The sequence below is a fragment of the Pseudomonas sp. EYE_354 genome (assembly GCF_023148575.1).
GTDB lineage: Bacteria > Pseudomonadota > Gammaproteobacteria > Pseudomonadales > Pseudomonadaceae > Aquipseudomonas.
This window is the reverse complement of the sequence record NZ_JAHXNQ010000006.1, coordinates 213,225-231,684: the sequence shown is the minus strand read 5'-3', so window position 1 is coordinate 231,684 and position 18,460 is coordinate 213,225. Positions and strand designations below refer to the sequence as shown.

Annotated in this window: 18 protein-coding genes; 9 read left to right on the top strand and 9 right to left on the bottom strand. The window is 62.4% G+C overall.

The genetic code is table 11. The annotated features are described in order from the left end of the window. Window positions 1-62: 62 nt before the first annotated feature. Window positions 63-689: a dTMP kinase gene (locus KZX66_RS10835; RefSeq protein ID WP_248079237.1), complete on the bottom strand. Its 627-nt coding sequence runs from the start codon at window positions 687-689 to the stop codon at window positions 63-65. Between the two features lie 212 nt (window positions 690-901). On the opposite strand from KZX66_RS10835, the gene KZX66_RS10830 reads away from it, so the two are divergent. After that, entirely contained in the window at window positions 902-1,771 is an 870-nt protein-coding gene (locus KZX66_RS10830; protein ID WP_248079235.1) for an oxaloacetate decarboxylase, read from the top strand. A 55-nt stretch (window positions 1,772-1,826) separates the two neighbouring features. Here KZX66_RS10830 and KZX66_RS26385 read toward each other — a convergent pair whose 3' ends face one another. Beyond that, entirely contained in the window at window positions 1,827-3,182 is a 1,356-nt protein-coding gene (locus KZX66_RS26385) for a PAS domain-containing methyl-accepting chemotaxis protein (RefSeq protein ID WP_282445893.1), read from the bottom strand. A gap of 181 nt (window positions 3,183-3,363) precedes the next feature. Here KZX66_RS26385 and KZX66_RS10815 point away from each other — a divergent pair, with 181 nt between their 5' ends. Further along, window positions 3,364-3,744, top strand: coding sequence for a RidA family protein (locus KZX66_RS10815; RefSeq protein WP_248079233.1), 381 nt, complete (start codon window positions 3,364-3,366; stop codon window positions 3,742-3,744). 70 nt (window positions 3,745-3,814) lie between these two features. Then, window positions 3,815-5,794, top strand: coding sequence for a U32 family peptidase (locus KZX66_RS10810; RefSeq protein WP_248079231.1), 1,980 nt, complete (start codon window positions 3,815-3,817; stop codon window positions 5,792-5,794). Here KZX66_RS10810 and KZX66_RS10805 read toward each other — a convergent pair. Continuing rightward, entirely contained in the window at window positions 5,772-6,677 is a 906-nt protein-coding gene (locus KZX66_RS10805) for a DMT family transporter (protein WP_248079229.1), read from the bottom strand. The genes KZX66_RS10810 and KZX66_RS10805 overlap by 23 nt on opposite strands. A 109-nt stretch (window positions 6,678-6,786) precedes the next feature. On the opposite strand from KZX66_RS10805, the gene KZX66_RS10800 reads away from it, so the two are divergent. Further along, entirely contained in the window at window positions 6,787-7,230 is a 444-nt protein-coding gene (locus KZX66_RS10800) for an Lrp/AsnC family transcriptional regulator (RefSeq protein WP_248079227.1), read from the top strand. Window positions 7,231-7,347: 117 nt separating this feature from the next. Here KZX66_RS10800 and xylB read toward each other — a convergent pair whose 3' ends face one another. From xylB to KZX66_RS10770, 6 genes are all read right to left on the bottom strand, one after another. Then, the gene (xylB, locus tag KZX66_RS10795) at window positions 7,348-8,808 is read right to left on the bottom strand and encodes a xylulokinase (RefSeq protein ID WP_248079225.1); all 1,461 of its coding nucleotides are present in this window, start codon (window positions 8,806-8,808) and stop codon (window positions 7,348-7,350) included. Between the two features lie 16 nt (window positions 8,809-8,824). After that, window positions 8,825-9,817: a LacI family DNA-binding transcriptional regulator gene (locus KZX66_RS10790; RefSeq protein ID WP_248079223.1), complete on the bottom strand. Its 993-nt coding sequence runs from the start codon at window positions 9,815-9,817 to the stop codon at window positions 8,825-8,827. A 21-nt stretch (window positions 9,818-9,838) separates the two neighbouring features. Then, entirely contained in the window at window positions 9,839-10,771 is a 933-nt protein-coding gene (locus KZX66_RS10785) for an ABC transporter substrate-binding protein (RefSeq protein ID WP_248079221.1), read from the bottom strand. Window positions 10,772-10,805: 34 nt separating this feature from the next. Further along, window positions 10,806-11,783 (bottom strand): ribose ABC transporter permease, encoded by a 978-nt coding sequence (locus tag KZX66_RS10780; protein ID WP_248079219.1) that lies wholly within the window; start codon window positions 11,781-11,783, stop codon window positions 10,806-10,808. Continuing rightward, on the bottom strand, window positions 11,776-13,308 hold the full coding sequence (locus KZX66_RS10775) for a sugar ABC transporter ATP-binding protein (protein ID WP_248079217.1): 1,533 nt from the start codon (window positions 13,306-13,308) through the stop codon (window positions 11,776-11,778). Before KZX66_RS10775 ends, KZX66_RS10780 begins: the two co-directional genes overlap by 8 nt. Window positions 13,309-13,471: 163 nt before the next feature. Then, complete coding sequence (locus KZX66_RS10770) at window positions 13,472-14,014, bottom strand: cytochrome b (protein ID WP_065879092.1); 543 nt, start codon at window positions 14,012-14,014, stop codon at window positions 13,472-13,474. A gap of 182 nt (window positions 14,015-14,196) precedes the next feature. Here KZX66_RS10770 and KZX66_RS10765 point away from each other — a divergent pair, with 182 nt between their 5' ends. From KZX66_RS10765 to KZX66_RS10745, 5 genes are read left to right on the top strand one after another with little or no spacing between them, the layout of a single operon-like run. Then, window positions 14,197-14,874, top strand: a complete 678-nt coding sequence (locus KZX66_RS10765; RefSeq protein WP_248079215.1) for a thermostable hemolysin — start codon at window positions 14,197-14,199, stop codon at window positions 14,872-14,874. Further along, window positions 14,864-16,342, top strand: a complete 1,479-nt coding sequence (locus KZX66_RS10760; RefSeq protein ID WP_248079214.1) for an AMP-binding protein — start codon at window positions 14,864-14,866, stop codon at window positions 16,340-16,342. The genes KZX66_RS10765 and KZX66_RS10760 overlap by 11 nt, the downstream gene beginning before the upstream one ends. Further along, window positions 16,339-17,013, top strand: coding sequence for an iron-containing redox enzyme family protein (locus KZX66_RS10755; RefSeq protein WP_248079212.1), 675 nt, complete (start codon window positions 16,339-16,341; stop codon window positions 17,011-17,013). Before KZX66_RS10760 ends, KZX66_RS10755 begins: the two co-directional genes overlap by 4 nt. Continuing rightward, window positions 17,000-17,809, top strand: a complete 810-nt coding sequence (locus tag KZX66_RS10750; protein ID WP_248079210.1) for an SDR family oxidoreductase — start codon at window positions 17,000-17,002, stop codon at window positions 17,807-17,809. The genes KZX66_RS10755 and KZX66_RS10750 overlap by 14 nt, the downstream gene beginning before the upstream one ends. Then, window positions 17,806-18,450, top strand: a complete 645-nt coding sequence (locus tag KZX66_RS10745) for a tetratricopeptide repeat protein (protein WP_017530656.1) — start codon at window positions 17,806-17,808, stop codon at window positions 18,448-18,450. Before KZX66_RS10750 ends, KZX66_RS10745 begins: the two co-directional genes overlap by 4 nt. Window positions 18,451-18,460 lie beyond the last annotated feature (10 nt).

Here is an 18,460-nt window from a genome sequence, read left to right as displayed (position 1 = left end):
AGCGGTTCTGCAGGCGCTGCCCGGCCAGCGGCCTTCGCGCCCTGCTTACCCCTAACCACACGCTACCCATTCAAGGCTTGGCCGAGGGCTCGATGTATTTCAGCCGCCACCTGCCTCGCGCCCTCTTCAACCGTTCCTTCATTGCGGCATACCACCCAGCCCTGCTCTGCAATCGCCTGCTCGAACGCGTGGGTGCAGGCAACATGCTCTTGCAGGGTATGGATGACCGTGCTGCTCAGCCCACGGCGGCGTGCTGTGGCTCTGGCCCATGAAATCTGCGGCGCGGTGACCACCCCGACATGCAAGTCGGGCACTTGCACATGGCGATCCATGTTCAATTGGAGAATCTCTGCAAACGGCACCATCCGGCGAAACGCCGCATCCGACGGGTACCAGCGATCCATCAGGATAATGCTGTCGGCCGGCTGTTCAGGCAGAACGTGGCGGGTAATCCATACACGGCTATCAGCAAAGCGCTCGCAGATCTGCCACTCCAAATCCCGGCTGGGCGCCCTCGCGAGTCTATTTACCAGGACCATTGTTTCAGCCCGGAAAGGATCGCTTTTTCTCTCGCAGAGCCGGATCACCTTTTTGTTGTCGGCTCTGAGCACGCGGGTAACGGCCTCCAACAGGGTGGTTTTGCCGACGCCCTTGGGGCCATCCAGAGAAACAAATAACGCACGGTTCATGCTTCACGTATCAATGGAAAGTGGGTGTGCACTGTACCCCGGCTGCCCGATAAAGGGTGAACCAGGGCGCTTGGCCGGAGCGGGCACCTCATGTGTCATCCGCATAGCCCATGCTCAAACGTCATAATCCCCGCCCCGCCTGCGTGGTAACCTCGCGCCACCACGAATAGACATAGATCGTCACATGACGATGACCAGAGCCAGGAAAGAACATGCCCAAAAAATCTCACTCAGCGCTGCGCCGCAACTTCCGCGAATTGCTTGCAAAGCCGACCTGCGTTGAAACCGCCTCCGTCTTCGACCCCATGTCTGCCCGTATCGCCGCAGATTTGGGGTTTGAGGTGGGCATCCTGGGTGGCTCGGTCGCCTCGTTGCAGGTGTTGGCAGCGCCGGATTTTGCCTTGATCACGCTGAGTGAGTTCGTTGAGCAGGCCACGCGCATTGGCCGTGTCGCCCAACTGCCGTTTATTGCCGACGCCGACCATGGCTACGGCAATGCCCTTAACGTGATGCGCACGGTCGAAGAACTTGAGCGCGCCGGTGTGGCCGCGTTGACCATTGAAGACACGCTGCTGCCCGCGCAATTCGGGCGCAAATCCACGGACCTGATCTCCATCGGCGAAGGCATCGGTAAAGTCCGCGCGGCCCTGGAAGCCCGTGTCGATCCTGAACTGTCGATCATTGCCCGTACCAATGCCGGGGTGTTGTCCACCGGGGCGGTGATCGAGCGCACAAAGGCGTATCAGAAAGCCGGTGCCGACGGGATCTGCATGGTCGGTGTCAGTGACTTTGAGCACCTGGAAAAAATCGCTGAAAACCTGACCGTACCGCTGATGCTGGTGACCTACGGCAACCCCAAGCTCAACGACGCTCAGCGTCTGGCCGAGTTGGGTGTGCGCGTGGTAGTGGCCGGTCATGGCGCCTACTTTGCGGCGATCAAGGCCACCTACGATAGCCTGCGCGCCCAGCGCCAGTTGACCCACAGCACTTCGAACCTCAGCGCGACCGAGTTGACCCACACCTACACGCTGCCGGAGAGCTACGTGGCATGGGCCAAGGAATTCATGGACGTGGAAGAGTAAGGCCCGCTGGGATCGTAGGGGTGCCCCTCGATCCCAACGGACGGTCAACCGCGGGCTACCCCACCCAGCCTACCGCGGTCTTGGGAATCACCTCGGATTCATCCAGCTTGGACGCAAACATACTCACCGCCTGCACCGCATCACTGGTGCTGGTGCGGATTTGCAGGATCACTGAACCGGCCTGATCCGCCAGGTTCACGCCGCGCTGCGCGCCTTCCTGAGTGGCGCTCATGCTTGCCACCGCGTCCCGCGTCTCCGACAGGATCATGCTGATCATCTCGGCAATTTCCGCCGTCGAGCGGCTGGTGCGTCCCGCCAACTGGCGCACTTCGTCGGCCACGACCGCAAACCCACGCCCTTGATCACCCGCCCGCGCCGCTTCGATGGCCGCATTGAGCGCCAGCAGGTTGGTCTGGTCGGCGATGCCGCGAATGGTGTTGACGATGGCGGTGATTTGTTCGGAACGATCACCCAACTGCCCGACCAGGCGCGCCGAAGCGCCGATGTTCTCGGCAATCCGGCGCATCTCTGTGGCGGTTTCCTGGATCACTTGGGTGCCGTGCTCGGCAAACCGTTCTGTCTCGGAAGAAATATGGTAGGCCCGCGATGCGCCGCGTGAGTCTTCCTCGAACTTCTCCACGCGTTCAGTGATGTCGCTGGCGAATTTGACGATTTTGACCAGCTTGCCGTCGCCGTCGTACACCGGGTTGTAACTGGCTTCGAGCCACACCACCCGACCGTGTTTACCAAGGCGCTTGAATTGGCCGGTAAAGAACTCGCCATTGTTCAAGCGCCGCCAGAAGTCGGCGTATTCACTGCTGTTGATCAGCGCCGGTTCACAAAACAGACGGTGGTGCTTGCCTTTGAGCTCGGCCAGCGAATAGCCCATCACGTTCTGGAAGTTGGGGTTGGCATCGAGTACCTGGCCGCTCAAATCGAACTCGATCACTGCCATCGCGCGATCCAGGGCCACGAGTTTGCTGTGGATCGCGGCTTCCTGCTCGACTTTACGGGTGATGTCCAGCGCGTATTTCACCACTTTCAGCACCTGGCCGCGCTCATCCAGCACCGGGTTGTAGCTGGCCTCCAGCCAGATGGTGCGGCCTTGTGAGTCCACGCGTTTGAAAGTACCCGACACAAACTTGCCGGATTTGAGTTCGCTCCAGAACTCGCCATAGGCCGGGCTGCTGGTCAGCGAGGGCAAGCAAAACTCGCGATGGGATTTGCCGAGCAGTTGCTCACGACTGTAACCCAGGGTTTTCAGGAAATTATCGTTGGCACGCAGTACTTTGCCGTTCAGGTCAAATTCAACCACCGCCATTGAGCGTTCGAGTGCTGAAATCAGTCCTTTATATTCGGTGGCTTCGGCCGTCCTGGCCGCCAGTTCTGTTTTGAGTGTGGTGTTGAACATGACGTACCCTCAGCCGAGCGGAGAACCTAGTGTTAACCTAGCTGTCGGCTGCGCAATGCGCGACTTTACGCGGCAAAAATAATTATTTTCTGGCGTCAAAAAATGCCATGCGTGTTTGCCCCTGCCGAAGTTTTCGTGGACCATGGCCGCCTTTGCGATCCAGCCCATTCGAGAGGCGCCCATGGCCAACCACGACCTGCACTACACCCCTGATCCGGATGCCGATTCCATCTCCTCCGATGTGATCGGTTTCAACGGCATCCTGGTCTCCACCCAGATCCCCACCCGCGCCGACGGCAGCCTGGAACTGGGCGACATCACCGCGCAAAGCGAGTGCACCCTGCAAGCGCTGAAAGTCGCCTTGGAAAAAGCTGGCAGCAGCATGGACCGGGTGATGCACCTGACCATTTATCTGACCGATATGGCTGATCGAGCGGCGTTCAACGAGGTTTACAAACGCTTCTTTGCCAAGCCGTGGCCCGTGCGTGCGGCGGTTGGCGTGGCGGCGTTGGCCGTAGAGGGGATGCGGGTGGAAGTTACCGCGATGGCCGCCCAGGCCTGAGAAGGTGCCGGTCAGGCAATTCACGGCTACAATGCGCGCCTCGAGCGTGACAAGCCTGACTAAAAAAACTATGTCCTTGCCCAAGCATCACCTGGAATTGCTCAGCCCTGCCCGCGATGTCGCCATCGCGCGCGAGGCTATCCTGCATGGCGCCGACGCCGTGTACATTGGCGGCCCAAGCTTCGGCGCGCGCCATAACGCCTGTAACGAGGTGAGCGATATCGCGCAATTGGTCGAATTCGCCCGCCGGTACCATGCGCGCGTTTTCACCACGATCAACACCATCCTGCACGACAACGAGCTGGAACCTGCGCGCAAGCTGATCCATCAGCTCTACGACGCCGGTGTCGATGCGTTGATCGTGCAAGACCTGGGCGTGATGGAGCTGGATATTCCGCCCATCGAGCTGCACGCCAGCACCCAGACCGACATTCGTACCCTGGGCCGCGCCAAGTTCCTCGACCAGGCCGGCTTCTCCCAACTGGTATTGGCCCGTGAGCTGAACCTGCAAGAGATCCGCGCCATCGCCGACGAGACCGATGCCGCCATCGAGTTCTTTATTCACGGCGCCCTGTGCGTGGCGTTCTCCGGGCAGTGCAATATCTCCCACGCGCAAAATGGCCGCAGCGCCAACCGTGGCGACTGCTCCCAGGCCTGTCGCCTGCCGTACACCTTGAAAGATGACCAGGGCCGCGTCGTGGCCTTTGAGAAACACCTGCTGTCGATGAAGGACAACAACCAGAGCGCCAACATCCGCGCCTTGGTCGAAGCCGGCGTGCGTTCATTCAAGATCGAAGGCCGCTACAAGGACATGGGCTATGTGAAAAACATCACCGCCTATTACCGCCAGCGCCTCGACGACGTCCTCGAAGACCGCCCGGACCTGGCCCGTGCGTCCAGCGGCCGTACCGCGCATTTCTTCCTGCCCGATCCGGAAAAAACCTTCCACCGGGGCAGCACCGACTACTTCGTCACCGACCGCAAGATCGACATCGGCGCCTTCGACACCCCAACGTTCACCGGTTTGCCGGTGGGTACCGTGGAAAAAGCCGGCAAGCGCGACTTGCTGGTGGTCACCCATGAGCCGCTGTCCAACGGCGATGGCCTCAATGTGCTGATCAAGCGCGAAGTCGTGGGGTTCCGCGCCAACATCGCCGAGCCCAAGGGCGAATTCGAAGAAGACGGACAGAAGCGCTACCGTTATCGCGTCGAGCCGAATGAAATGCCGGCCGGCCTGCACCAACTGCGACCGCATCACCCGCTGAACCGCAACCTGGACCATAACTGGCAACAGGCACTGCTCAAGACTTCCTCCGAGCGGCGTATTGGCCTGTCGTGGATCGCGCGCCTGCGTGAAGACCGGCTCGAAATCACCGCGACCAGCGAAGAAGGCATCAGTGCCGGCACCACCCTGCCTGGCCCGTTCGGCGTGGCCAACAAGCCGGAACAGGCGCTCGATACCTTGCGTGACCTGCTGGGCCAGTTGGGTACCACCGAGTACCACGCCACCCACATCGAGCTGGATGCACCGCAAGCGTTCTTCGTGCCTAATTCGCAGCTCAAGGCATTGCGCCGCGAAGTGATCGACGCACTGACTGCCGCCCGTGTTGCCGCGCACCCACGCGGCGGGCGCAAGGCCGAGACCACGCCGCCGCCGGTGTACCCGGACGCGCACCTGTCGTTCCTGGCCAACGTCTACAACCAGAAGGCCCGGGATTTTTACCACCGTCACGGCGTCAAGCTGATCGACGCGGCGTTCGAAGCCCATGAAGAAACCGGCGAAGTGCCGGTGATGATCACCAAGCACTGCCTGCGATTCTCCTTCAACCTTTGCCCTAAACAGGCCAAGGGTGTGACCGGGGTGAAAACCAAGGTGGCGCCGATGCAGTTGATCCACGGCGATGAAGTGCTCACGCTGAAATTCGACTGCAAACCGTGCGAAATGCACGTGGTGGGCAAGATCAAGGGGCACATCCTTGGCCTGCCGCAACCGGGCAGCGCCGTGGAGCACTTCAACCCGGAGAACATCATCTTTCAGGGCACGCACTGACGCTGCGCGGGCGGGGCCACCACCAGCCCCGCTGTAACCCTGCTGCCGCCAGCAGAATCGCCGCCACCCCCAACCATTGCAGCCAGCCCAGGCGATGCCCGAAGGCAATCCAGTCGACGAAGATCGCCGCAATCGGGTAGATAAACGACAACGCGCCGGTCAACGCCGTCGGCAGTTTCTGGATCGCGCCGTACAGCAACACATACATCAGTCCGGTATGCACCACACCCAGCGTGGCCAGCGCCGCCCAGGCGTTGGTGGTGACCGGCAAGCTATTCCAGGGCACCAGCGGCGCCAATAGCAACGCGCCTGTCGTCACTTGGATCAACGCCATCAAATGCGGCGGTACGTCCTTCAAACGCTTGATGATCAGCGCCGCAACCGCATACAAAAATGCCGCACCCAAGGCCAGCGCGATGCCCGTCAGGTAATCGTCGCCACCGCTTTGTTGCCCGCCATGGGCAGTGACGATCGCCAACATTCCAAGAAACGCCACGCTCAGCCACACCAGCTTTTGCACGGTGATCTTTTCGCCCAGAAACAGCGCCGCCAGCATCACCAGGATGAACGGCTGCACGTTGTACACCGCGGTGCTGATGGCGATGGATGCGCGTGAATAGGCTTCAAACAGCAGCAGCCAGTTACCGACAATCGCCACGCCGCTGAGCATCGCCAACCCCAGTCGGGTCCAACTGAGCAGGTCCAGGCGCAGGTAACCCAGCGCCGCGCACACCAGCAACAACGTCAGGCCGCCGATCACACAGCGCCAGAACACCACTTCGATCACTGACACGCCCGACACCCATACAAACCAGCCAATGGTGCCCGAGATCAGCATGGCGGCGATCATTTCCCACGACCCGCGACGGATGGATGTGTCCATGATTGAAACTCCTCAAGTGAGGCGCAATTATGGCAATCTGCTCGGACGCGGCTCCAGCGACTAAATAAGGCCAGAAGCGCAAACCACCTTTAGTTATTAGGCGAAAAACATGATCGACACTATCGACCAACAATTGATCGCCGCCCTGATGGACGACTCGCGCCTGTCTCTCAAGGCATTGGCGGGTATTACCGGGCTGTCTTCGCCCAGCGTGTCGGAGCGTCTGCGGCGCCTGGAAGAGCGCGGCGTGCTGACCCACTACACCGTCGATATCGACCCCAGGCATTTTGGCTACCTGTTACAAGCCATCGTGCGCATCCGCCCTCTGCCCGGCCAGTTGCAGGAGGTGGAACGTCAGATCCAGGCGATCCCTGAATTCACCGAATGCGACAAGGTCACCGGCGACGATTGCTTTATCGCGCGCCTGCATGTGCGCACCATGGACCACCTCGACAGCCTGCTGGACCGGATCAATGCGTATGCCGAAACCAACACCGCCATCGTCAAGAAAACCCCGGTGAAGCGACGCTTGCCACCGCTGACCAACGACTGAACCGTAACAAACCGATTCCTGTGACGATCGCGCCTGTTGTGGCGAGCCCGCTCGCCACAGGAAGCGGGCTTTCCACAACAAGCCTGCTCACCACAACAGGCCCCTTGCCACAGGAGCCTAGTCGTGAAGGGCCTTTGCGGCAGGCAGCAAACGCTGAAACTTGCGATAACGCGCCTCCAACACCGGCTGCTGCGTCAGGTCAGGTTTGTACAGGGCCTTGACCGGCATCCCCGCCGCCAGCAAATCGGCGCCCAGCCCCAGCGCCACAAACCCCAACTTTGCCGCGCCAATGCACGCGCTCAATTCACTGCCGTGCAAGGTGACGATTTCCCGCTGCAGGATGTTCGCCAGCAACTGCGCCCAATACGCACTGCGCGCACCGCCGCCCACCAGGGCACAGGCTCCCACGTCGGCACCGGTCGATTGCACCGCACGCAACGCATCGAGCAAACCGAAACCCACCCCTTCCATCACCGCGTAACCGAGCATCGCCGGTGTGCAGTCGTGGCCCAGGTTCATGAAGCCGCCGCGCAGTAGAGGATCGTTATGAGGGGTGCGCTCACCTGCGAGGTACGGCAAAAACAACGGCGTTTCCAAAGGTACTGGCTGGCCGATAGGCAACTGCACCTGTACCTGATTCAACAACGTCTGCTCATCCGCCATCCCCGTCAGCCGTGTGACCCAGCGCAGGCAACTGGCGCCGGCGAGCATGGCGCCCATGGTGTACCAGCGGTTGGGTAGTGCATGGCAGAAACTATGAACCGCACTGCCCGGGTTGCCGGCGGCGTGGTCGGTAATCGCGACAATCGCCGCGCTGGTGCCCAAGGTAATAAAGCCGTCACCAACGTTTATCGCGCCGATACCGACGGCCGCTACCGGGTTGTCACCGCCGCCACCGGCAATCACCACCTGCGTCGACAAACCCAGCCCGCTCGCGGTCACGCGGGCACTGGCCGCGCCGCCTTCCACCAGCCGGGGCATCTGCGCAGGCGTGAGGCCCGTGGCGTGCAGCATCGGGGTGAACCACTCACGCTGCGCCACGTCCAGCCACAGGGTGCCGGCGGCGTCCGACATGTCGCTGATACGTTCGCCACTGAGCTGCAAGCGCAGGTAGTCCTTGGGCGACAGCACGCAGTCGATCGCATTGAACACCAACGGCTCATGCTGTTTCAGCCACAGCAACTTGGGCGCGGTGAGCCCGGCCATGGGCAGGCTGCCGGTGACCTCGGCAAAGCCTGGACCGAGCTGTTCGGCCTCGGCCACCGCGCGTGAGTCGTCCCACAGGATCGCCGGGTACAACACGCGGTTGTCATCGCCCAATAACACCGCGCCGTGCATTTGCCCGGACAAGCCGATGCAGGCCACACGGGCGAACGCTTCATGGGCGCGCAGGGTTTCAAGTGCCTGCAAACAAGCTTGCCACCACTCTTGCGGCGCCTGTTCGGACCAGCCGCTATGGCGGCGAGCCACGCTCAAGCGCACCCCGGTATGGGCCAGCACGCGGCCATGGGTGTCCATCAGGATGGCTTTGAGTTCCGAGGTGCCCAGGTCAATGCCCAGGGAAACAGGACTGTTCATGCGTGTGTGATTCCAATCAATGACAGCCACAGGAGTTACGTAACTGCAGGGTCGGCGCGAGGCGCACGCTCTGGGGCGGTGCGTTGGGCGACGCCATACGTTGCAGCAACAGGTCAACCGCGCGGGCGCCGAGCGCCTTGACCGGCTGGGCGATCAGGCTCAGGCGCGGCACGAAAAAATCCGCCCAGTCAAAATCATCAAAGCCCACCAGTGCCATTTGTCTCGGCACGTCAAGCTGCGCGTCACGCAAGGCGTGCATCGCGCCGAGGGTCATGAGGTTATTGCCGGCCATGATCGCCGTGGGTGGCGAAGCCAGGCCCAGCAACTGCACCGTGGCCTGGCGCGCAGGCTCGGTGTTGGAGCCGCCGTTGACCAGCAACTGCGGATCGAAGGCGAGCCCCGCCGCGTGCAACGCCGCGCAGTAACCCGCCACCCGCTCATCCGTGGTACTGAACCCCGTGCGCCCGGCAATAAAGCCGATGCGACGGTGCCCGTGCACGACCAGGTGTTCAATCAGCGCCTGGGTGGCCTGGGCATTCTCCACTCCGACCTGATCAAACTGCTCACTCATCATCCGATCCACCAGCACCGCTGGAATCTCGTTGGCGCGCAGATACTCCAGGGCCAACGAACCGTTGGAGGGGGCCAGCACAATTCCGTCGACCCGCCGGTGATGCAGCGCCGTGACCACCCGCAGTTCCTGCTCCGGGTCGTCGTGGGTGTCGACAAACAGCATCATGTAGCCGTGTTTGGCGCACTCGGTTTCAATCGCGTGCACGGTTTCGCTGAAATAGTGGTTGGACAGCGCCGAGATCGCTACGCCGATGGTGTTGGTGCTCGAACGGGCCAGCGAGCGCGCCAGGGTGTTGGGGATGTACCCCAACGCCTGGATCGCCTGCTGTACCGCCAGCACCGTGGCCGGGCTGACTTTGCGGGTACCGTTCAACACGTGGGACACGGTCGACGTCGATACCCCCGCCCTGCTTGCCACGTCGTCCATGGTCACCACGGCGCTGTTCCTCTTTTCAGATCAGTGTTTACTCGACCAGCCGCTGTAGGTACCGACGTTGTCGCGGGTGATCAGTTTTGGCGTGAGCAGGGTAACGGCTTCGGCCGGGGCTTTGTCATTGAGAATGTCATTGCCCACATCCACTGCGGTCTGGGCCATGGACCAAGGGTCCTGGCTGGCGGAGGCCTGGATTTGTGTGTCGGTTTTCAGCGCGTTCTCGATATCCGGCGCGCCGTCCACCGAGGTGATGATGATGCCGCTGCGTTTGAGTTGCTTGGCCGCCAGGTCACTGCCGATGGCTTGCGGGTCGTTGATTGCGAACAGGCCGTCGATTTTCGGGAAGCGCGTGAGGTAACCCTGCATCACGTTCAGGCCGCCTTCGCGCGAGCCCTTGCCATCCTGATCATCGGACAGCACCTTGATATCCGGGGCGCCGGCCAGCGCGGCCTTGCAGCCTTTGACGCGGTCGGTCACGGCGGTCACCTGCGGGCCGTTCTGGATAATCACATTGCCCTTGCCCGAGAGTTTGTCCACCAGGTACTGACAGGCCAGTTTGCCGGCTTCGACATTGTCGGTCTGTACCGTGGCGTTCACGCCCTTGGCGTCCACATCCACCGCCACCACCACAATACCGGCGTCACGGGCTTTCTTGATCGCCGAGGCCATGGCGGACGGGTCGACAGCGTTGATCAGAATCAAGTCGACCTTGGACGAGATGAAGTTATCGATCTGTGAGAACTGCTTGCTCAGGTCATAGTCGGCCGACACCGACGTGACCTTGACGTTGGGGTTCAGCGCTTTGGCGCGTGCGGTGGCGCCGTCGGCCAGGGTCACGAAGTAAGGGTTGCCCAGCGAGCCCATGCTGATGCCCAGGGCTTTGAGCTCACGGGCCTCAACCGCTTGGGACATGAGGGCAGCCAGAGCGATGACGGGAACGATTCGTTTGAAGTTCATGCGGGTCTCTCTTGTGATTGTTGTAGGAGTGAACTCAGGTGCGCGCACCGGACTGGCGATACCGATCCAGCGCCACCGCGCCAATGATCACGATGCCCTTGATGATGTACTGCCAGATATCCGACACCCCCAGCAGCACCAGGCCATTGGTGAGCACCGCGATAATCAGCGCGCCGATCAGCGTGCCGCCGATGGTGCCGACGCCGCCGGTAAAACTGGTACCGCCGAGGATCACCGCGGCGATCGCATCCAGCTCATAGGATTGGCCCAGTTGCAGGCCATTGGCGGCAAACAGGCGCGAGGCGCTCATCACCGCGCCCAGCCCGGCCAAGGCACCGGACATGGCGTAGACGAACAGCAGCACCTTCCACACCTTGATCCCCGACAGCCGCGCCGCTTCCGGGTTGCCGCCCACCGAATAGATCTGCACGCCCATCACCGTGCGCCGCAGGATGAACCACGACAGCGCCACCACCGCCACGGCGATCACCACCAGCCATGGCACCCCCAGAATCGAGTCGTTGCCGATAAAGGCGAACGGCAGGTCAGGGTTGAACACGGTCTTGTCGTCGGCCAGCAGGCGCGCCAGGCCGCGCATGGCGGTCAGCGCACCGAGGGTGACGATAAACGGCGGCAGGCGCATGAAGGCGATCAGGCCGCCGTTGACCAGCCCCAGCAACAGGCCAAAGCCAATCCCGGCGGCGATCCCGAACATGCCGAACTGCGGCGACATCGACGCCTGCAACGCGACCACCGCGGACGCCGCCAGGATGGCCCCCACCGACAGGTCGATGCCCGCCGTGAGAATCACAAAGGTCATGCCCGCCGCCAGCACCACGTTGACCGAAGCCTGCTGGGTAATGATCGACAGGTTCTGCACCGTCAGGAAGTTCTCGCTGGCCAGGGCAAAGCCCACCAGCAACAACACCAACACCGGCAACATGCCCACGGTGCGCATCAGCGCCCGCGCACGCTCAGCCTTGCCCACTGTTGCAATCATCGAATCAGCCATTGGCAACCACCTGATCGCCACCGGTGGCGAGGTCAATAATACGTTCCTGGGAAATAGCGTGGCCCGAGGCCCCGCCGACTTCGGCCACCAACTGGCCTTCACGCATGATCAGCACGCGGTCGCACGTGCCGATGATCTCCGGCAGCTCGCTGGAGATCACCACGATCCCCACCCCCGCTTGCGCCAGTTGATTGATGATGCGGTAGATCTCGGACTTGGAACCGATGTCGACGCCCCGCGTGGGTTCATCGAGGATCAGCACGTGGGGCTTGACCTCCAGCAGCCGCGCCAGCAGCACCTTTTGTTGATTGCCGCCGGACAGCGCACCGACATTGACCTTGCCCGACGCGACGCGAATCGACAGTGACTTGATCGCGTCATTCGCGCGTTGCGCACCATGGCCGCGATCGAGCACGCCGCCGGCATGGGCGTCCGGCACACAGGCACAGACATTGATGTTGTCGGCGACGCTCATGTCCAGGAACAGGCCCTGAGCCTTGCGGTCTTCGGTGAGGTACACCACGCCGGCGCGAATCGCGTCCGCCGGGGTGCGCAGTTGGGTGACGGTCTTGCCCACCACTTCCAGGGTGCCGCTGGTGCGCGGGTCGGCGGCGAAGATCAGCCGCGCCAGCTCGGTGCGGCCTGCCCCCACCAGCCCGGCAATGCCCAGTACTTCACCGGCGTGCAGATCAAAGCTGCAGTGGCGCACGCGCTTGCCGTCGGCCATGTCGCGTACGCGCATCACCACCGCGCCGGGGTCATAGGCGGCGTGTTCCTTTTTGTAGAAACCGGACAGGTCGCGGCCGACCATCATTTTCACCAGCACCTCGGCCGACAGTGCGTCGCGGGTCAGTTCGCCGATGTATTGACCATCGCGCAGCACCGACACCCGGTCCGACAGCTCGTAGATCTCGGCCATGCGGTGACTGATATAGATGATCGCCAGGCCCTGGGCGCGCAGTTGCTTGATCAGCGCGAACAGGCGGTCGGTCTCGCGGGACGACAACGGTGTGGTGGGCTCGTCCATCACCAGGATTTTGGCGTGGGCATGCAAGGCGCGGGCGATTTCCACCAGTTGGCGCTCGGCAATCGACAGGCTGCTGACCTGTGTCGCCGGGGTGAATTCGGCGCCCAGGCGCTGCAGCACCTCCACGCAACCGTCCCTCATGCCTTGACGGTCGATGGTCCAGCCACGGCGTAACTCACGGCCCAGGTAGATGTTCTCGGCCACACTCAGGTTCGGGCACAGGCTCAGCTCCTGGTAGATCACGGCAATACCGAGGGCTTTGGCGGTGGCGGGGTTGAAGGTGGGAACGGTTTGACCGTCGATGCGGATTTCGCCGCCGGGGTCGGCCTGGTAGGCGCCGGAGAGGATTTTCATCAAGGTGGATTTGCCGGCACCGTTCTCCCCCATCAAGGCGTGGATTTCGCCGGGGTAGACCTTAAGGCCGACACTTTTAAGCACGCGCAACCCGTTAAAGGTTTTGCTGATGCCCTGCATCTCAAGCAAGGGTTCAAGGCTCATGGCTGAGCTCCTGGTTTTATTATTTTTGTATTCGCCCCCTTTGAAAAAGAGCCGATTGCCACCGACTCTAATCAGATACATTTGCTTACGCAAGCGCTTGCGTCGCCCGTTTGTCGCTAGAAGAAACGTTTCACCCAGCGCTATAAGCGTAACTTTCGCATTTCTAACGTTTTGGCAGCATTCGCGTCAGGGTGTTATCCCGCACCCAGTAATGGTGGAACAACCCAGCGGCCGCGTGCAGGCCAATCAGCCAGTAGCCGGTACTGCCCAGCCACTCATGCCAGTGCTTGAGTTGCTTGGCGTGGTCCGGGTCTACCGCCACCAGCGACGGCAGCGCCCATTCGAAATACGGCACCGGCTTGCCCGCGGCGTTGAGCATCAGCCACGCCAGCAACGGCGTGCCGATCATCAGTGCGTACAGCGCCAGGTGCATCAGGTGCGCCACGACGGTCTGCCAGGCCGGTGGGCGCGGCAAAATGGCCGGGCGCGGCGCGAGGCGGCCCAGCAGACGCAGCCATACCAGCGCGAAGATGCCGAGACCAAACAGCGCATGGCCGCCCAGCAACAGCCCCTTGAGCGCGTGCCCGCGAGGCAACAGGCCCTTGAGTTCGATACAGGCGTAGACGCCGACAAACAGCGCCAGCATCAGCCAGTGCAGGGTCATCGACAGACGTGTGTAGCGCTGGGTCAGCAGATGTTCGCTCATGAAAGGGCAACCTTGTGCGGAAGTAGAGGCCGTTTCCGGCCTGGGAAAGTCGGCGCCAACCTGCCTGCACAGTCTTAAGGCAGTCTGAAGATCGACAATAACGCCGACTTTTCCCACCTTCAGACTTCGTTAAGAAACGCCGCTGATACTCCTCCCAACTTCACTTGGGAGGCACACCACCCATGCCCCGGATCGATTGGAACATCCCCTTGCCGCTGCTGTTCGGCCAGCCCGACAGCACCACCCTGCAACTTGCCCGCGCCCTGCCCCATGACCGTGAACGACCGGCCTTCGAGGCGTTTATCCAGCAACGTTTTCGCCTGGCCCACGGCGCCGATATCCGGCACTTCATGCCGCAATTGTTCGGCGTCAGCCAGGTCGACGGCGAGCTGTGCGCCGTCGCCGGGGTCCGCCTGGCGGGGGCCGAACCGCTGTTTCTGGAGCGCTACCTGGATCATTCGATCGAGCCACTGATCAGCGCTGCCGCCGAACGCGCGGTGGAGCGCAGCGCCATTGCCGAAGTGGGAAATCTGGCGGCCAGCGATACCGGCAGCGCGCGCCTGAGCATCATCGCCATTACCTGGCTGCTGGCCATGGCGGGCCTGGAGTGGGTGGCGTTTACCGGCAACGTCGGTCTGGTCAATAGCTTCCACCGTCTGGGTTTGAAGCCCGTCACCCTGTGCGCCGCCGACCCGCAGCGCCTGGGCGACGAGCGCCATCACTGGGGCAGTTATTACGAGAGCCAGCCCTGGGTGCACGTCGGCAATATCCGCGCCGGCTTCGTTCATTTGCGCAACATGGGCCTGTTTTCACGCCTGGGGTTGCCCACGCTTCTAGAGGACACTAGCCATGTCGCCTGAAACCCGTCGTTTCCATGCTGTACTGCGTGGCTATGCCGAACGCAACGACGGCGCTGTCGCCCTGTGGGGCGACACGCTGAAAATCAATTACACCGCGCTGTTTGCCGAAGTTACCTACCGCCAGGAACGCCTTCGCGATGAGGGGGTAAAGGTGGTAGCCCTGGCCCTGGACAACGGCGTCGACGCCATCTTGTGGGACTTGGCGATTTTGTTTGAAGGCCTGACCTGCCTGACCTTGCCACCGTTCTTCAGCCCTGCCCAGCGTGCCCATTGCCTGGAACAAAGCCACGCCGAGCGGGTGATCGCCGAGCCTCATTTGGACGCTGAGTTGCACGCTGGCGGGTATCGCAAAACCGGCGAGTTCTGGTGCCGCGCGTTTGAAGGTCGGCCGTCAATGCCGTCTGGCACCGCCAAGCTGACCTTTACCTCCGGCACCACCGGCACGCCCAAAGGGGTGTGCCTGAGCGCCGACAGCGTGCTGCGGGTCGCGCGTGAGTTGCACCAGGCCAGTCATGCCAGTGATCCACGCCATCACCTGGCGCTGCTGCCCATCGCCATCCTCCTGGAAAACCTGGGGTGTTACGCCGCGCTGTATGCCGGTGCCACCTTGAGTGTGCCGAGTCAAAAAAGCCTGGGCATCCAGGGCGCCAGTGCGGTGGACGCTGCACAGTTGCTCGGTTGCCTGGCGCTGCGCCAGCCCCACAGCCTGATTCTGGTCCCGCAATTGCTGCTGATGCTGGTGATTGCCGCCGAACAGAAGGCGTTCAGCCCCCACGGCCTGCGCTTTGCTGCGGTTGGCGGCGCGCGGGTGTCCAAGGCGTTGCTGCACCGCGCCGGACAACTCGGCTTGCCGGTCTACGAAGGCTACGGGCTGTCGGAATGCGCCTCGGTGGTGAGCCTCAATCGTCCCGAGGCGCAGCGCCCGGGCAGCGTCGGCAAACCCTTGCCCCACGTTGAGATCTGCCTGGCCGAGGACGGTGAAGTGCTGATCAAGGGCTCAACCCTGCTCGGCTACCTGGGTCAGGCCGAAGCGCCCGGAGAGTGGTGGCCCAGCGGCGACCTCGGCGCCTTTGATGCCGATGGGTTTCTTTACCTCAAGGGCCGCAAAAAGCATCAATTCGTCACCAGTTACGGGCGCAACGTCAACCCGGACTGGATCGAAGCCGAACTGACCCAGAGCGGCGTGATTGCCCAGGCCTTTGTCTACGGCGAGGCCCAGCCGCACAACCACGCCCTGCTTTGGCCACTGCGCGCCGATTGCACCGAGGCACAGCTGCAGGCGGCCGTGGACGCGGCCAACAGCGGCCTGCCCGACTACGCGCACGTGCACCGGTGGACGCGTCTGGATCAACCCTTCAGCGCCGCCAACGGCTTGCTCACCGCCAATGGCCGCCCACGGCGCGACGCCATCGTCGCCCGCTACCAAACCCTGCTTGCCCCTGCCTTGAACGAGGAAATGTCATCGTGAACTTTTTCGATACGCTCCAAGATGCCACCCAGCACGAACGCCAGGCCCTGTTCAGCCTGCCCATCATCCGCGATGCGCTGGAGGGCAAGGTCAGCCTGGAAAGCTACCGCGCCTTCCTGGCCCAGGCCTATTACCACGTTCGCCATACCGTGCCCCTGATGATGGCCTGCGGCGCTCGCCTGCCGTCGCGCCTGGAGTGGCTGCGCAAGGCGGTCTGCGAATACATTGAGGAGGAGTACGGCCACGAGCAGTGGGTGCTCAATGACATTGCCGCCTGCGGTGGCGACGCCCACGCGGTGCGTGAGGGCCGCCCCGCTTTGCCCATCGAGCTGATGGTCAGCTACCTGTATGACCTGATCTCCCGCGACAACCCGGTCGGTCTGTTCGGCATGGTCAATGTGCTGGAAGGCACCAGCATCGCCCTGGCCACCCATGCGGCCGGTAGCATTCGCGAGCGCCTGCATCTGCCGGAAACGGCGTTCAGCTACCTCAGCTCCCACGGTTCGCTGGACATTGGCCATATGCAGACCTACCGCGGCTTGATGAACCGCCTGGATGACCCGGCCGACCAGGCCGCCGTGATCCACGCGTCAAGGGTGGTCTATGCGCTCTACACCGACATGTTCCGCACCCTGCCGCGCATCACGGAGACGCAACATGCGCCTGTCTGATGCGCGCGTGGTGCTGACCGGCGCCAGTGGCGGGATCGGCCTGGCGATTGCCGCCGTGCTGTGTGCCAGTGGCGCCCAGGTGCTGGCGGTGGCACGTCATCGCGCCCCGTTGGAGGTGTTGCTCGCGCAGTATCCGCAGCAGCTGTGCTGGGTGAGTGCCGACCTGACCTTCCTCGCCGACCGGCGCAAGGTGCTGGCGGCGGCCGATGCCATCGGTGGCGTCAACCTGCTGATCAACACCGCCGGGATCAACCACTTCGCGATGCTTGAGCAACTGGACGACAGCGAAATCAGCGGCATGCTGGCGTTGAACATCACCGCGCCGATCTGCCTGACCAAGCTGTTGCTGCCGCAACTCAAGCTCGCGCCGAGCGCCATGGTGGTCAATGTGGGCTCCACCTACGGCTCCATCGGTTACCCCGGCTACGCCACCTACTGCGCCACCAAGTTTGCACTGCGCGGGTTTTCCGAAGCCCTGCGCCGCGAGCTGGCCGACACCCGCGTGGGCGTGTTGTACGTAGCGCCACGGGCAACGCGTACGCACATGAACAGCCCGGCGGCGCAGGCATTGAACGACGCGCTCAAGTCCAACGTCGACGACCCGCACACCGTCGCCTCGGCGGTGATCCAGGCCATCCTCAAGGATCGTCGCGACCTCTACCTGGGCTGGCCGGAGCGCTTCTTTGTGCGCCTCAACAGCCTGCTGCCAAACCTGGTGGACCGTAGTTTGAGCAAACAACTGCCACTGATTCGGCGCTTGAGTCACACACCTATCGATAAGGACCCCATCCCATGAAACGACTTTTTGCCGCCCTGCTGTTCACCCTGTTGAGCCCTCTGACCTGGGCAATGGACGCCGCCGACCAGCAACGCCTGACCGAAATCCAGACCCGTTGGGCACACATCCAATACAACCTGCCTGAGGAACAACGTTCCAAAGCCTTCGAACAGCTCGCCAGCCAGACCACGGCGCTTACCACGCAGCGCCCCCAGGCCGCCGAAGCGTGGATCTGGTCCGGTATCGTCACCAGCAGTTGGGCCGGCGCCCAGGGCGGGCTTGGGGCATTGAGCAAGGTCAAGGCGGCCAAGGCCGACCTCGAAACAGCGCTGGCCCTGGATCCCAAGGCCCTGCAGGGTTCGGCGTATACCAGCCTGGCGGCGCTGTACGACCGCGTGCCCGGCTGGCCCATCGGCTTTGGCGATGCGGACAAGGCCGATGCGTTGCTCAAACAGGCCTTGCAACTCAACCCGACGGGCATTGATAGTCTGTACTTCTGGGGCGATCACCTGTACCGGCAAAAGCGCTACGCCGAAGCGCGTGACGCCCTGCAAAAGGCCCTGCTCGCCGCACCACGGCCGGGGCGCGAAACTGCCGATGCCGGGCGCCGCAAAGAGATCACCGACCTGTTGGCCCAGGTCAATCAAAAACTCAACTGACAGGAGTCCA